At 40.1% G+C, this 15,533-nt stretch carries 13 protein-coding genes; 5 read left to right on the top strand and 8 right to left on the bottom strand.

Features of this window, described 5'->3' with window-relative positions:
* Positions 1–63 precede the first annotated feature (63 nt).
* The 3 genes from JMN32_RS13435 to JMN32_RS13425 all read right to left on the bottom strand — a co-directional run bounded on the left by JMN32_RS13435 (position 64) and on the right by JMN32_RS13425 (position 7,933).
* On the bottom strand, positions 64–1,524 hold the full coding sequence (locus JMN32_RS13435; protein ID WP_202856833.1) for a flotillin family protein: 1,461 nt from the start codon (positions 1,522–1,524) through the stop codon (positions 64–66).
* Positions 1,525–1,535: 11 nt separating this feature from the next.
* The gene (locus JMN32_RS13430; RefSeq protein ID WP_202856832.1) at positions 1,536–2,117 is read right to left on the bottom strand and encodes a hypothetical protein; all 582 of its coding nucleotides are present in this window, start codon (positions 2,115–2,117) and stop codon (positions 1,536–1,538) included.
* A gap of 227 nt (positions 2,118–2,344) precedes the next feature.
* Positions 2,345–7,933, bottom strand: coding sequence for an alpha-2-macroglobulin family protein (locus JMN32_RS13425; protein WP_202856831.1), 5,589 nt, complete (start codon positions 7,931–7,933; stop codon positions 2,345–2,347).
* A gap of 129 nt (positions 7,934–8,062) precedes the next feature.
* On the opposite strand from JMN32_RS13425, the gene JMN32_RS13420 reads away from it, so the two are divergent.
* Both JMN32_RS13420 and JMN32_RS13415 read left to right on the top strand, forming a co-directional pair.
* Positions 8,063–8,557, top strand: a complete 495-nt coding sequence (locus JMN32_RS13420; protein ID WP_202856830.1) for a hypothetical protein — start codon at positions 8,063–8,065, stop codon at positions 8,555–8,557.
* 199 nt (positions 8,558–8,756) lie between these two features.
* Positions 8,757–9,200, top strand: coding sequence for a DoxX family protein (locus tag JMN32_RS13415; protein WP_202856829.1), 444 nt, complete (start codon positions 8,757–8,759; stop codon positions 9,198–9,200).
* Between the two features lie 107 nt (positions 9,201–9,307).
* Here JMN32_RS13415 and JMN32_RS13410 read toward each other — a convergent pair whose 3' ends face one another.
* The 4 genes from JMN32_RS13410 to JMN32_RS13395 form a co-directional block, all read right to left on the bottom strand.
* Entirely contained in the window at positions 9,308–10,057 is a 750-nt protein-coding gene (locus JMN32_RS13410; RefSeq protein ID WP_202856828.1) for a hypothetical protein, read from the bottom strand.
* 131 nt (positions 10,058–10,188) lie between these two features.
* Positions 10,189–10,959, bottom strand: a complete 771-nt coding sequence (locus JMN32_RS13405; RefSeq protein ID WP_202856827.1) for a DUF4097 family beta strand repeat-containing protein — start codon at positions 10,957–10,959, stop codon at positions 10,189–10,191.
* A gap of 76 nt (positions 10,960–11,035) precedes the next feature.
* On the bottom strand, positions 11,036–11,824 hold the full coding sequence (locus tag JMN32_RS13400) for a HEAT repeat domain-containing protein (RefSeq protein ID WP_202856826.1): 789 nt from the start codon (positions 11,822–11,824) through the stop codon (positions 11,036–11,038).
* Between the two features lie 4 nt (positions 11,825–11,828).
* Positions 11,829–12,368 carry an RNA polymerase sigma factor gene (locus JMN32_RS13395; RefSeq protein WP_202856825.1) on the bottom strand — a complete coding sequence of 180 codons (540 nt, stop codon included), beginning with the start codon at positions 12,366–12,368 and terminating at the stop codon, positions 11,829–11,831.
* 453 nt (positions 12,369–12,821) lie between these two features.
* Between JMN32_RS13395 and JMN32_RS13390 the strand changes: the two genes are divergently transcribed.
* From JMN32_RS13390 to crcB, 3 genes are all read left to right on the top strand, one after another.
* On the top strand, positions 12,822–13,865 hold the full coding sequence (locus tag JMN32_RS13390; protein ID WP_202856824.1) for a hypothetical protein: 1,044 nt from the start codon (positions 12,822–12,824) through the stop codon (positions 13,863–13,865).
* Between the two features lie 132 nt (positions 13,866–13,997).
* On the top strand, positions 13,998–14,441 hold the full coding sequence (locus tag JMN32_RS13385; RefSeq protein ID WP_202856823.1) for a hypothetical protein: 444 nt from the start codon (positions 13,998–14,000) through the stop codon (positions 14,439–14,441).
* Between the two features lie 3 nt (positions 14,442–14,444).
* Positions 14,445–14,825 (top strand): fluoride efflux transporter CrcB, encoded by a 381-nt coding sequence (gene crcB, locus JMN32_RS13380; RefSeq protein ID WP_202856822.1) that lies wholly within the window; start codon positions 14,445–14,447, stop codon positions 14,823–14,825.
* Positions 14,826–14,873: 48 nt separating this feature from the next.
* Here the strand turns inward: crcB and JMN32_RS13375 are convergent, their stop codons facing one another.
* Positions 14,874–15,512 carry a carboxypeptidase-like regulatory domain-containing protein gene (locus JMN32_RS13375; protein ID WP_202856821.1) on the bottom strand — a complete coding sequence of 213 codons (639 nt, stop codon included), beginning with the start codon at positions 15,510–15,512 and terminating at the stop codon, positions 14,874–14,876.
* Positions 15,513–15,533 lie beyond the last annotated feature (21 nt).

Raw genomic sequence — 15,533 nt, 5'->3', positions numbered from 1 at the left:
CCTGGCAGAAAAATGCCCGAAGCTTCTTTGAAACTCCGGGCATAAGAATTCCCCGTATTGGGTCTACTCCTTTTTACCTTTTTCTTCAGGTGGTGTTTTGGGTTTATCAGGAGTTTTTGCAACCTGCTTTCCCTTTACTTCTTCTGCCATTTGCTGAATTTCTCCAGATGATTTTCCCTTGAGATATTCAGGAAGCTCCATACCAGCCATATTGAACATCTCCTGTAACGGAGGAACTGATTTATACATTCCTGATATGAAATTCGCCGTTGATGTTTTACCATCCTTTTCACTACCATTTTCCCATACAGTGATTTTATCAATCTTGATATTCTTGATGGCTTCAGTTTGCATTCTTACGAGTTCAGGCAGCTTGTCTGCAACCAACAACAACACAGCATCCTTAGAATTATCTCCTGCTGCCTTCACTATTTGCTCCAGACCTTGAGCCTGCTTAGTAAGTACTTCATAGAGACCTTGCGCCTCTGCTTGTTTTTTAAATAAAATAGCATCAGCCTCACCCTTTGCTTTTCTCCTTATCATCTCAGCTTCTGCCTCTGCGGCTATTTCCACCTTCTGTTTATCAATCTCGGCAGGCACTACAATATCAGCGGTTTGCGAAGCTTTGTCTCTTGTGGCCCTTGCATTTTCAGCTTCCTGCTCTGCGGCGTACGCCTCTTCTAGTGCCTTCGCCGCCTGAACTTTTTCAGCAGCTATGGCTATTTTCTGTGCCTCTGCTTCCTTCTCTCTCCTCGAAGCATCCGATTGAGCCACTTTAATTTTGGCTAGGTTTTCACCCTCCACGGCTCCTGCATCTGCATCAGCAACTTTAACCCTTTGCTCCTGCACGGCATTGGCCTCACCAATCATACCATCTCTGGTCTTTTCCGCTACACTTTTACGTGCATCATTTATAGCTTTTGCAGCAGCTTCTTTACCTAACGCCTCAATGTAACCGGACTCATCCTTTATATCTGTTACGTTAACGTTAATCAACTTCAAGCCGATCTTTTTCAATTCAGCTTCAACGTTGGACGCCACGTTAGCCAGGAATTTATCCCTGTTGCTGTTAATTTCTTCTATATCCATTGTGGCCACTACGAGCCTCAATTGACCGAATATGATATCTTTGGCCAGGTCATGTATATTTTGCTGGGTAAGTCCTAAGAGTCGCTCAGCAGCATTATTCATAACCCCCTCTTCAGTAGAAATACCTACGGTGAATCTTGAGGGTACATCAACCCGAATATTTTGCCTACTTAGCGCATTGGTCAAATTAACCTCAATAGAACTTGGGGTCAAGTCCAAAAACTCGTAATCCTGAATAATAGGCCAGATAAATGCCGCCCCACCATGGATACACTTGGCGGAACGCCCCAGATCATCGCCACCTTTACCTACCTTACCATAAACAACCAGTATTCTATCGGAAGGACATCGCTTGTAGCGCTTAAAAAGCCCTATTAAAAGGACGAAAATAAAAACGGCTACGGCCGCTACGATAATAATAAATGATTCACCCATTGAAACTGAAGTTAACTTTTAGATACTAGTAATAAATTGCCGTTTATAACATCCCGAACTGTGATAACCATCCCATTGGTAAGGTCCTGATCATCATCCGTAATGGCGTCAAGCTCGCGAAAAGAGCCTTGCACCATAATAGACACTTTGCCTATATTACCCCTTTTTGCTTTTATCGTAAGATAGACCTCTCCAACACCCCCTTTAGCATTTTGCAATTTTAAGGTCCCACTACTTGTAAGCTTGCTGAAGGAATAAAACAATGCCGCCATGATTAGCATCATGAGTACTCCGGCAATCACTGAAACCGCAATAGTCCCTAAAATACTCAGACCTGCGTCCTGACAGGCGATACCGGTCCATGAAAATATGGTAAAGAATGCAACAAAGTTCTTTATAGTAAAGAACTGAAAGCCTGCTCCATGGTCTGTTTCAATATCAAAATCTGCTCCTCCTTCAGTTTCAACTTCTCCACCAATGAGGGTCAACACCATCTGAAGCACAAATAAAACAGTAAATGGAATAGCAAACCCCCAATAAATCTTCTCAATTATACTCAGGGCATCCCACCAAGCAGGAAAATCTTCAAACATAACTCATAAAAATCAATCCGCAAGGTATTATTATTTTCTGGATTATTCTAAAAAAATTTATAGATAATAAAGGTATTAATATTCGAAAGAGGTCTTTGTGACTACAACATTTAGTTGTTAGCAGAAAAACATCAGCAACAGGACAGAAAGATAATGGAGTTGGGTCAAAAAATGCCCGAAGCTTCCTTGAATCTCCGGGCACCTTTTTATAGAAGCCTAATAATTATTTAAGGAGTATCACTACCTGCTTTAATTACTTTCACTTCCCTCCCAGCAATAACTGCACTGATTGTATTATCATACATAGCTTCACAGCTGATGGCAGGCATATAGTAACCTCCCTGATAGCTCGAGTTCAGCAGTACTCTGAAAGTTTTTTTCTCATTGGGCCTTAAACTAAAATAAGTATAAACCCTATCATCCCTAATATCCTGATAGTCGGGCTTATCTTTTGCTGTATAGTCCTCCATATCATTCAATCTGGCATTATGTATCTCCCAACCTGACGGGAAGATCTGGGAAAGTGCCATATTTTCATATGTACCTCTTACACCAGGGTTGGTAATAGTAACCTCTGCTACAAAGTCCGTTCCCTGCTCCAGAGTTTCAGGATTGATGTACTCTCCATCGGTATTGGTATATGACACTTTCATTTTCAAGTTGCTTTCCGATGCCTGCTCCTGCCCTCTGGTAGGTGTACCTTCCATAATAAGCCGTGCATAAAGGATTCCTGAAGTAGGGTTGTTTACCTCAATATTGTTTCCATTTACTTTTTGCACATTGAGATTTGCCTGAGCAACCGGAAGCTGCGTTGCTGTCTCTACAGCTCCCGCTCCATTCAGTTTATAGCTGAAAGTTATTTCCTTTGTGCGATTTTCACCACCGGCAAACTGACCTATAGCAATCAGACTATAGGCTGTGGTTTGTGTACTCATCCAACGGCCGTTGTCACCAAGGGCAGCGGACAGCCTTTGCAAAACAGGAACAGCCTTTTTCCTTTGGTCCAGCATACTCAATGTTTCCAAGATCATAGCTTCATCTCTTGTCGAAGAACCGTAGGTATAGCTCAGTTCACGATAGTCCTTCACCACTGTCTCCAGGTTTTCCACCAGTTTCTCTGCAGCCTCTTTTTGACCTGCTTTCACATAAGCAGCCGCTAACCTCCACGCTGCGGCTGAAGATAGATTACCCTTTTCTCTCAAACGATTCATAGCTCCCGTTTCCGCATTTCCCGCCAGAGCCAGGGTGTAAAGGCGATAGGCCTGCATTAATTCCGAACTGTAGTAGCTGTTACTTCTTTCCCTCCATTCTGCCGCTTTCCGCTTCTGATAGCGCTTCCACTGTCTGAGCATATTTCCCGGCACGTTATATCCACGCTTTTCAGCCTCTACGAGAAAATGACCTGCATATGTTGATCCCCAGCTATTGGAGTCTTCCCCTCCCGGCCAGTAAGAGAATCCTCCGTCACTCTTCTGGAAGGTTTTCAGACGCTCGATACCAGCTTTGATGTTTGACTCAATTTTTGCCTTTTCAGCGTCATTGAGCTCTGTAATATCCGTAAGGTAAAGCTGAGGAAAAACTGAAGATGTTGTTTGCTCTATACAACCATGAGGGTACCTAATGAGGTACTTCAATCTCTTCTCAAGGTTGATAGGAGGAATGTTAGATATTTCCAACGTCGCAGTATTTGTACCTGACATACCCACAAGATCGAAATTTGTATTCCAGGCCTGCCCTGCTTCCAGCAATGCATCCATCACTTTCACCACAGGCGGATTTGGGTTTCTCACATCAAGTTCAATGTGATGATTCGCTGTTTTACCTCCCGATGTAGCTACGATATCGACGTTTCCTATCCCCAACTGAGGTTTGACTTTTAAATCAAAGTATATCACCTTATCGCCAACCTCATTAAAAGTAACCGATTGAGTGGCAGATCCCACAATTTCTATTAGGTCATTTGTTTCAATTTTCACTTTTACGTTTTTCACACTCTGCTCCTGAGCAAAGACTGTAACCGGAAGCTTAACCGTTTCTTCAGGGCCCAATACCCTTGGCAGAGTACCTAATACCATCAACGACTGACGCACCGGAGTTGCCTTTTCTGCGCTGCCATAAGCACCCTCATAGCCTGCAACCACCATCGTTCTGACAGAACCTATGTATTGCGGCATTATAAACTTATGGGTATTGATCTCTCCTTTCTCCAGCGTAAACGGCCCCAGATATTTGACTACAGGTTCAAATCTGTTGGCTTTTGTATTAGGCTTTTCTACACCTTCATCGTCACCACCAATAGCGAGCAGCCTTTCCAGCTTACCACCAAACGCCCCCAGAACATATTCATACAAATCCCAGGTTTTCACACCAAGTGCCTCTCGAGCATAGAAAGTATACCATGGATTAGGCGTTTTAAATTTAGTAAGATCAAGAAGTCCTTCATCCACCACTGCCACGGTGTAAGTCATCTTCTTTTGAGCCTCCTCGGAAACCTTAATGGTCACCTCCTCACCAGGCACAAGCACATCTGGCATCTGGATTACCGGCTTTAAAATTGTTTTGGGATCTTCAACGGCAACCGGTATCACTCCATACATACGAATTGGCAGGTCATTCACCGTCTGCTCATGCTTTTGAAGCAAGGTGACAAAGACATAAATATTAGGAGCCATTTCTCCGGATGCTTCAAATGTAAAGGTAGTTTCTCCTTTTTGAGTCTGCACCCAATGTGTCTCCAGTACTCTGCTGCCTGTTTCAATGCTTACAAGAGCTCGCCCCTGATTACTACTTGGTATGGTAACGGTAACTTTTTCTCCTACCTGATATTTCTGTTTGTCAGAAGTGAAGTTTAACATGGTAGCACCACCGGGCACACTGCCTCCATCTCCGCCCCATGATGTGTAATGTATTTCTCCTGTACAATGTCCGCTAACGGGGTCGCATACTCTAACGTAGTACCTTCCCCAGTCATCTAACTCAAATTTAAATGTACCCTTCCCATTGGTAGTATTAACTTTACCCTTTACTTTGGGGTCCATGCTGCTACGGCTAATGTAATTGGCTACCGACTCTCCATCCTGATTCCACCACCAGCGCCAGCCTAGCTTATAAACTTCTACCTCCAAATTATTTCTTGAAATCGGCTGCCCCTCTGCATTAACGGTGGCAATATCAATTTGATTAGGCTTATTGTAGAACAACCTGCTCCATGATTTGGATTCAGGAAGCTTCATACCCACAAATGAGTTATAAGGATAGTAAGGCATTGAAAAGTTATCGATACTGAAATTACCACCCTCTTCAAATACTTTACCTTTAAAGAAAGCTTTTAACATACCAGGCGCTGCAGATTCTGTAGACAGGTTAGCATTTACAGTTGCTTTACCATCGTCATTCACATAACCTTCAAAAACCTTTTGGCTTTCACTCTGAAAGTCTCTTGCAGGATCATCAAAATTATACGCCAGAAATTTATCAAATTTCGTCTTTGAAGGAACCAGCAGTACTTCAAACTCGGCTTTTAGGTTTCGTGCAGGTGCTCCATGTAGCCACTTCACTTCAAGGTCTCCCTTGACCTGACTATCTTCTGAGGTTATTTTATCCTTTCCAAAGTCAAGGTTAATCTTTAACCTGTTAGGCTTTACCGTTTCAATTTTGATCCGCTCAGAAAATTCTGCACCACCAACTTTTACTTTAGCAGACCAGTTACCGGTGGGTGCTTCTGCACTAGTAGGCACACTAAAGTTGTAAAAGCCATTCTCACCTGTGGAACGAACCATTTTCCGGTCTAACTGATAAGAAGGATTATACAACTCAAATATTACAGGATGGGTCTCTGGAAGTTTCTTAAGCTTATCTTCCAATACAAAGGTCAAATGCAGTGTATCTCCGGGTCTCCATACACCTCTTTCGCCATAGATATAGCCCTTTAGCCCCTCTTCAATTTTTGAACCAGAAACATCAAAATTACTTAATGACAAAGAAGCGCCATCGTTCACTTTCAGATATCCTTTCTCACTATTTCTACTGGCTACTACTACAAACGGGTTTTTACTGAGAGGCATCACTGCAAAACCATCAGCATCAGTAATGGCAGAAGCTAGTACTTGCTGCTGAAAGTCATAGACATCCACCCGAACACCTGCTATAGGCTCTGTCGTTTTCAGGTCTGTAACGGCAATCATTAATTCACCACTATTACCTCGCTTGGCAATCATACCGAGGTCAGAGGCCAATACATTTCTTTTCACACTTTTATCTCTACCGTAGCTACTATAATATGAAACATGACATGGATTGTCCCGCTCATCCCAGCGATATTCAGGATCATAGTGATAAGATTCGTAAGAATCATAAGCATTAAACTCGTCTTCATCATTCTCCCAGGCCTGTTCCTCAAGAGGAACCATATTTTCTTCAGCCTCAGTTTCGCCACAGTAGTAAGCTGAGTGGTGCTTTCTGAAGCTTAATCGCACCTGATATATTGCTCCAGGCTCTGTTTTTATCAACTCTGAAATATCCAGGGTGAAGCGATTCCACTTTCCAAGATCAACAATACCTGAAGTATTTAAAGGAATAGTTTTGCGCAACACTGGTTTTCCTACCCTTCTAAGTTGTTGATTGCCATCAAAATCATTAGTCTGCAAAAACTGAATTACATTGTTTTCATATATTTTAATAATCTCAACATCAACAGCTTTCAGGCTTACTGCCTCAAATGGAAAGATCAAACCATCAGAACTTGGAAGGATATTTCCTTGCCCAACCAGTTTCACTGCCGGACTCTGTTGGGCGAAGGTAATGTTCCTTGAATCTCCCGATTTCATTTTATAGTCGAGAATATTCCTAATACCAGGAGAGACTGTAACTGTTTTTTCCCCTGTTTGTCTTACCGGAGGGTAAATAAGGACTTGATTCCCTTTGATATCAAAGTCCAAAGTACGTAACCCCTGAATGGTAATAAGCCCTTCAAGGTTTTGCTTTGGTTTTATAGGGTCAGAAAACTGCAGTATAAGATATTGATTCGGGCTTTGTACCACCTTAACATCAACCATAGTAAAATCACCTAAAGCAGGGATTACTACCTCTTCATTCAATTTTTTTTCGACATCTAATGGAGACCCATCCAAACTGACACTAACCGTACTTTTCTGATCTTTACGTTTGACATCTCCTATGATAAATCTATGTTCATTCTGGTTATGACTCCATGCCATAGGAAGAGTTGTTCCATCTTGTACAGCCTGAGCCGTTTTTTCAACATCTTCATTGTCTGCTACATCTGCTGTGTATACCACCCCAACAATTTGCTGCTCCTTGAGTGTGGTTTTATCAACAGTTTCGATATTTTCAATTTCTATATCAAAGTTCTGTTCTACTACCTGAAACTGATATTCAAACTCCTGCAGATCCTCTGCAACTTTAGCAACTTTTGCCAGATGAAACTTAACCTGATAAATCTGCCCTGACTTAAGTCTTTCCGAAGGTTGAAATTCCACCGTCCTTGAGTCAACCCAAACAGCCTTACCATTTATACCTGGATCAAAACTGAAGACATCTTTGTCCGTTTCCTGACCAACCTGGGTAGAATCAGCAACATCCATTGCAAGACGAACACGAACACTTGAACTCGAGGAAACCACTCCTGCCGTGTACGAGGAGATATACGCTGAAAAGGCAGGGTTTACCTTAGTTTCTTCAATACTACCTGCTTTACCGGTCCGATTAAAATAAAAAAATGCAAGTAGCACGACAACAACGCCTATACCCGCCCCAATGAAATACTTATTTTTGTTTGTCCTTTTGACTTCAGTCATAGTAGTTATAAGATTATATATTCTAAGGACAACAATATCGGAAAATAATTTAAAAAATAAGGCTAATTACATAGTTGCTTGTATGAAATTTTTCTAATCAATATTTTTGTCAGAACCAAAATCAAAATCATGAAAAAACTAATATACACCATCTGCCTTTGCACAACATTGGGAGTATTTGCCTCATCATGCGGAGAAGGCAAAAAACAGAGTTCGGAAGACATAACCATTGAAGACAAGGAATTGCCTGCAGAAGAAAGGGCTGAAAAGGCATTATATGACGAAGTGATGGCCGTACACGATGAAGTGATGCCTCAAATGGACAATATGATGAAACTAAAAGGTGAACTTCAGGTAAAACTGGATCTGGTCAGAGAAAAGAAGGACAGCAATAAAGAAGTTCTCCAGGCGCTAGAAAATGGCATAAAGAAGCTAGAAGAGGCAGATGAAGCAATGATGCAATGGATGCGCGATTTTGAACCTCAGGATAACGTAGAGGATCATGAGCAAGTGATAAACTACTACACACTGCAAAAAGCTGAAATAGAAAAAGTCAGAAAATTGATGTTGAGCGCTATGAAAAACGCAAAAGACCAACTTAAGGATATTCAGACTCAAGAATAATCCAATTTCCATCCTAAGATTAAAACAGGCTACAGGGCTCACACTAAAGCCCTGTAGCCTGTCTTAGCTCTTCAATCGAAACAACCATCATAGACTAACCCTTCTCTGGTCTTTTTCCTTCTCCAAACTTATCACACATCCAGGAATTGATTTTCTCAGTAATATTGTCTAAATTATATATAGATAAAATAGAATCATTATGGTCAATAAATTCAACCATTGGCTGGATTCTATCCACCCTCCGATATGGGTAGATTTCCTTAGAATTGCGGTAGGATTGTTTATCGTTTACAAGGGAGCGATTTTTACCATCAATTTTGAAAGTTTTACGGAAAACATAGCCTCGGTGGGCTGGATTTTCATTGCAGCACACCTCGGACAGGTTATCGTTTTCGTTCATTTGGTATGTGGAATAATTCTTATTCTAGGAGCTTACACCCGGCTTATGAGCTTTTTGAACATCCCCATACTTGCCGGAGCAGTCATTTTTAATTATAAAATGATGCTTACTTCCGATAACTATATGGAATTACCCATGGCAGTTATCATATTAGCGTTATTGATCTTGGTATTTATTACTGGATCAGGAAAATTTTCACTTGACGAAAGACAAAAAAGGGTTGATCATTTAAAAACCCACTAACAAACGAAGGAATTAATTTAATAGGAGGCTTCCTCGAAAGTTTCATCTTCATTTAAACACCTCAAACAAGTCAGAAATATCTATCAAAAACCTTTCGAGGCGGTTTTCTATTTCCTGATATAAACATTGCCATACTTAGACTCTAAATAGCACTTTACTCCACCTCCATTTAATTTTTTGGACACTACGATCCATTTCCCATAATCAAGTACATCACTTCGCGTATATTCAAAATCATCGCCCAGATTGGTAAATATCTCCCCAAATTTTGTTCGAGCCTGTATGTTACGCCGTGAAGACGGAGAAACGCTAACATCAACTCCACCATATTTTGCATTGATTTCCAACGAAGCTTCATAATAAAGCACCTCAACAATACCATATTTTGCATTGACTTCAAGTGCTTTGTTTGATGGTACGAAAATTTCCAGTTTTATCTCTTTATGAACACCATGTGTGACATATTCATGCCCCTGCCCATTCTCCTTATAAAATTTCTTTAACTCCGGATCATTCCAGTTATCTGTATTAAACACATAAGTCTCTCCATCTTTCTTGACCGTTATTTTCTTAGGGAGATCGTCGAGATTTTCTATTTCAGAGTTAATGACAAGCTTACTATTATCATGTGTTGATTTGAGCTTAAAAGCACTGTCATTTTCACCATTATTGATCATAACCGTTCCTTTAATCAGCAACTCTTTTTTGTCCCATGTTTTAATCTGTATCAATTCTGGATATGTAAAATTCAAACTAATAGAACTAACTGCTGAAGCATCAAAAGACTGGTTAATTTCTGTCTGGCAATATAAAATACCAGGCAACACAAAAAGCACTGCGATCAGTAAATTTTTCATTGTTGTTGAGTTTAGACCTTAGTAAATGTTTTGAGAAAGTGCACCTTTCCTGCCCTGCAAGGAATGCGAACAGGAAAGGCACTTTGTTGTATTGTTGTTATCAGATTAGTTTTTAAAACCTGACCAAGGTTTTACTTGCCTCTGAGATAAACATTACCATGCGTAGCTGACAGCGATAAGTTTACACCTCCACTCCCTAGTTTCCCACTAATCTTTTTATCTCCGTACACTTTCATACCATCAGCATTCTCCACTTTGATGTCAAGGTCAGAGTACACCTCTCCCCAATTAGTTGCCAAACTCAAATTTGCATTAGTGGATTTGGGCAGGGTCACATCCAGATCTCCATGCACCGTAGCTATACTACTGGGCAAGTCCTGAAATACATTAGTGAAAACTACATCAACATTCCCATGCACTGAGTTTACCGTCATTGGCCCTGTAACATCGATCATCTTAATATCACCGCCTAGTGTCTGCACTTCCATTTCACCTGCAATATTCTTTGCCTGAAAATCATCACCGTGTATACTGGAATTAACATACTTTACTTTCACTCCTTTTGGCACCTTAATAAGATATTTAGCATCGTTATTCCGTGCGACCTGTTGCACCACTTTACGATCCTTACCCTCATCTTTTACTGAAAGACCTATCCCCGTGTTATCAGTCAAACCCATGCCATTTACGGGCTTCAGGCCCTTCGCCCGCTCCGGTATTTTATATGAGCCGGCTGTCTCGATTACGACCTCATTCCCAGAGTATCCTTCAACAGCAACGTTGGTCAACTCCTTCAACTCCAACATTCCTGAAGTCATGGCTATTTTATGCTGAGCCAAAGTCGGCAACGCTAGTAAAGTAAATACAATTACACCTAATACATTTTTTAATTGAGCATTCATCTGTTCTATCTTTTGTTATCCTATTTATTTTCAGTCCCGATCACCATCATACTTAGTGCACATTTATACTTCGCGATCATGATAATTTAAAAACTGCCATGTGAGCCTCATCTTTGACTGTTTCCATGGTCTTTTTATCTTCAATAATTCTTTTCAGTTCGTCCAATGCCTTTTTCTCTTTAAGCTTAACCATCAAGTTGATCAATGTAATTTGTATTAAAGGGTCAGCCTGAGTCTCCATAGATTCAATCAGGGCATTCAGCACCTTTGGCTCATCAGCAAATTTTGCCAGTGCCTCTACTGCTGCTAACCGCACATTGGCATTTTCATCGTTATTCATAGTCCTGATCAAGGCATTCACTATTTCATCATCTGCATCACCAATCGAGTATGAAGCATTGACCCCTTGCAACCTTCGGCTGGCAGATGAATTATCGGTGAGAGAGTGTATCACAAGACGCTTAGTATCTTCCATCTCTTTTTTTATCTCTGCGATTTGCTGATTATTACTATCCGCCTTCATTAACCACATCCCTATAAATACTCCTGACACGATAAGCGCTAAAGATGCCGCCAACTGAAAAGGTGATAATTTCCATACACTTTTCTTAATTGGTTTTACTTTACGATCATGCTCAGCTTCGACCTCTTCTATCAAGGCCAACATAAAATCCGTCTTCAGACTATTGTCAGGCTCCAGCTGTGTATCATGCTCCAAAAGGGACATAGCTGCTTTCAACTCCTCATATTTCCGCCTGTTTTCAGAGTTCTTTTCGATGTATTTCGTCACGAACTCTTTGAGCTCCCCCGTGAGATTACCATCGATATAGTCAATCATCAGGTCATTCATTTTCTGTTCATCCATGACATTAAATCTTTTCCAGTTCTAAATATTTTTCTCTCAGCTGCTTTATTGCCCGGTATACCTTTACCTTCACATTGGCGACCGAACAGTCTAAAACCTGCGCTACCTCTTCATACTTCATTTCCTGAAACCTTGTAAGGATAAGGACCTCTCTCTGCTCGGGCGACAATTTGAACAACGAAATATAAAGTAGCTTCTGCCTTTCATCTTCCTCAATCACTTCATCTACAGCAGCAATTCTATTCTTAAGGTCTTCCACCCCGGTATAATCTGAATACAGTATCTTACTTTTTCTAAAATGATCAGCATATATATTTCTGGCCATCTGATAGATCCATGGCCTGAATTGTTTGTCCTGACGATATGATGACCTGTATTTGATCATTCTTAAAAAAACATTCTGGGTTAGATCATGGCCAAGATCCCTATCAAAGGTGATCTTAACAAAGAAATTATATAGCGGCTTATGATAGCGATCAAAGAGTTCCGAGGCTTTTTGGAGGTCTCCGTTTTTTACGGCCATCATGAGCATTTCATCTGTCATCTGATCCTGAGTTTTACCTTTTTTGAATTTTCAGGGTTGGATACTGAACCTGATTTAAAAGGTTACAGGGAAGTTAAAAAACTTTTGAGCACAAAATAAAAAAGGCCCGACTGCTTAGCAGCCGGACCAGCCTAAAAAAACCAACTATTTAGGTATTAATGCGCCAACATTTATATTTTGAAGAGAATGAGCTTTCTGGCTTCCCATTCTCTTTTCATCTCACCATTTTATGCTTTAATATATTCAACATGTGTACCAATTGACACAATATTATTTTTCAACTGAAAATCAGACACTTACAATTTACCTTTAATAATAAGGTGAACTTCTTTTGGGAATTGAATCCCAAAAAGAGACTATATCCCCGCTTAAGATTATAAGAATACAAGATTCTCCACTTTCTCTAAACGACAATAAAAGCTTATATTCACCAATAAAACGACTCAGGAGCAGATGGCCATAATAGACAAGAAGAAAAACATCTATAAGATCAGCGAAAACCTTCGCAACTACCTAATTGACAACGACCGGGAAATAAGGCTCCCCATTAAGTATAGTGATCTTCTCAGGTATGATAATTCCATTCCTCTGCTCGACAAAAACAATAAAGACACTCTTTGGGAATCTGTTTTCTACCCTCAGGATGACATGAAGCATATTCATCACAGTCTAAAAAAGATATATGCTATTCTCAAGGCTGATGGCGACCTGTCAGTTATGCAGCACTTATTTGTAGACCGGATTGACCTTTGTGTTTATGGCAACACTCAACCTTTTCGGGTAAGAATAGTTAACCGCATCAATGATAACTTTGATTACTTCTATATCAAAACTGCCGATGCCTCCAGGATATACGGCCTCGAATTAGAGCACCTGCTATCCCCTAATCGTATGAGCTATTTTGTAGACGGCGATACACTCATTGAAGAGCACATCATAGGTATCCCTGGAGATCAGTTTATGAAATATCATCTCCATGATAAAAATCTTAACAAAATCCGACTGGCTAAAGAATTTGTAAAGTTTAACGAAAGATGCTTTGTAAGGCTATTAGGAGACATGCACTCCAGTAATTTTGTGATTGATATCACTCCTGACTTCGAGGAAGTGGATTACAGAATAAGAGCCATCGATTTTGATCAACAATCCTACGAAGGAAGGAAATCTATTTATCTACCCCAATATTTCAAACAAAACAATCCTCTAATAGAAATAGGGATAAAGTGTATGACTCCTGAAACAGTAAAACAATACCAAAAGGAAGAACGCTCACTTATCGCTACTAGACTAAAGGCCAGCAAGATAAAAATAGAAGAACTACTCAAAGCCATGAGTGAAGACGAGATCTCACCCATTGAAAATGTATATACTTTAAGGCAGGAGCTTGCTCGTCATTATAAAAACAGAGATTTTCTAGGATGCAATTCAATGGGTGAGATCTTAAAAAAAAGCCTCGATACAGTGCTAGAACAAAAGCCATCCTACCATTTCCCTTAAAACAATTTCACCAAGGTTAAGCATTGCTTTTAATGAAGTATGAGATTTTCACAAGTCTAAACACTCAAATTGTTCTTTAGAACGATGCCTTATTTTACTCCTTTTCTTTTCTTTGCACCAAATTTTAACCTTATGATAGTAGCCAAACCTAAAGTAGGCACTCTTTTTTCTCTTGGTCTGTTCATTGCAATAAGCCTAGCCGTGGCCATCTACACGGCTTCCTTCATGATTGACAATAGCGATATAGCCTGGTATCAATATGTTATTGTTATTATCCTGTTCCCTTTATCTCTAGGTCTTGCCGCCAAAGTTATATTCGGATATAAGATAATAGCCATAGGCAAGGAAAAACTGGATATTACCTTCCCTACCCGCTTCAAGAAAAAGAGCTACAAAATAAAAGATATAGATTACTGGAAGGAAACTCAGGTAAAAACAGCCACTGGCACATATAAAGAGCTTGAAATCCAGTTTGACGATAAAAAGCAATTATCACTTTCTTATCAGGAACACACGGATTATCCCAAAGTGGTCAATTACTTAAAAAAGAAATGTGCAAAAAAAATGCGATCTTAAAGTATGTTTAAGAATGTACTCATTGTCGGCCTTGGTGGTTTTATGGGGAGCATAGCCCGCTACCTGACTTACATACTCATTGATAAACGATTCCCGTCAATATACCCAGTAAGTACACTTACTGTAAATGTTATCGGAAGTTTTATACTGGGAATTATTACAGGTTTTCTACTGAAAAACAATATACCCAATGATACCATGAGACTTCTATTAGCAGTAGGTTTTTGTGGTAGTTTCACTACTTTTTCCACCTTCGCGTATGAAAATCTTTTTTTCATCAACCAAAAATTGGTTCCTACAGCCTTCATTTACATTTTTGTCAGCCTGACTTTGGGTCTTCTTGCAGTTTTCGCAGGCCATTGGGTAGGTAAAAGCATCCTCTAGCAAAGGAAAGGTTGATAGCTGGCACCATCAACCTTCTCCAATTAACTATTACTTATCCTTTTTCTTTTCTTCAAACTTACCCTGCTTCACATCTCGTATAAAGTTTACCCACCTAATAGGGTTTAGAAAGTTATTGGGAGGAATAACACCATGAAGTTCATATAGTCTATTATAACGCATCTGGTCAGAATAGTACTCATACTCCTCATTGTCCTTAACCGTTTTCTTAATATCTCTCTGCACTTCAAACACGAGATCATCCATATTGCGCTTAGGTTTAACGTCAAGAAAAGCGCTCTCAAAGGTTTTGATATCGGGCCATGGAAACACTACTACTTCACTCAGCATAACGGTTTCCTTCCTCATAAGCTGCACCAGAGAATACTGCTCTGAATTGAGGTCATATGGCATGACAAAGGTGGCATCTCTATAGCCAATGGAAGTAAACAACAAAGTATCACCCGGATTAATGAACAACGAAAAGTACCCATTATTATCAGCAGCTGTACCATACATAGTACCAGCAATTCGGATACTTACATACGGCACCTCTTTTCGATCATCAGCATCCAGCACTACCCCACTGATACGAACAGGTTTAGATGTCTTCTTTTGCCCAGAAGAAGAGAACCCAATAAACAAACTCAGCACAAATATTAAAGCCGAGCAATATTTTTTTATATTCATGATTTCAATTTTTCAATACGT

It is taken from the genome of Fulvivirga marina (assembly GCF_016775155.1).
Classification (GTDB): Bacteria; Bacteroidota; Bacteroidia; order Cytophagales; family Cyclobacteriaceae; genus Fulvivirga; species Fulvivirga marina.
The sequence above is the reverse complement of the archived record's forward strand: the minus strand, read 5'-3'. Positions and strand labels throughout refer to the sequence as shown.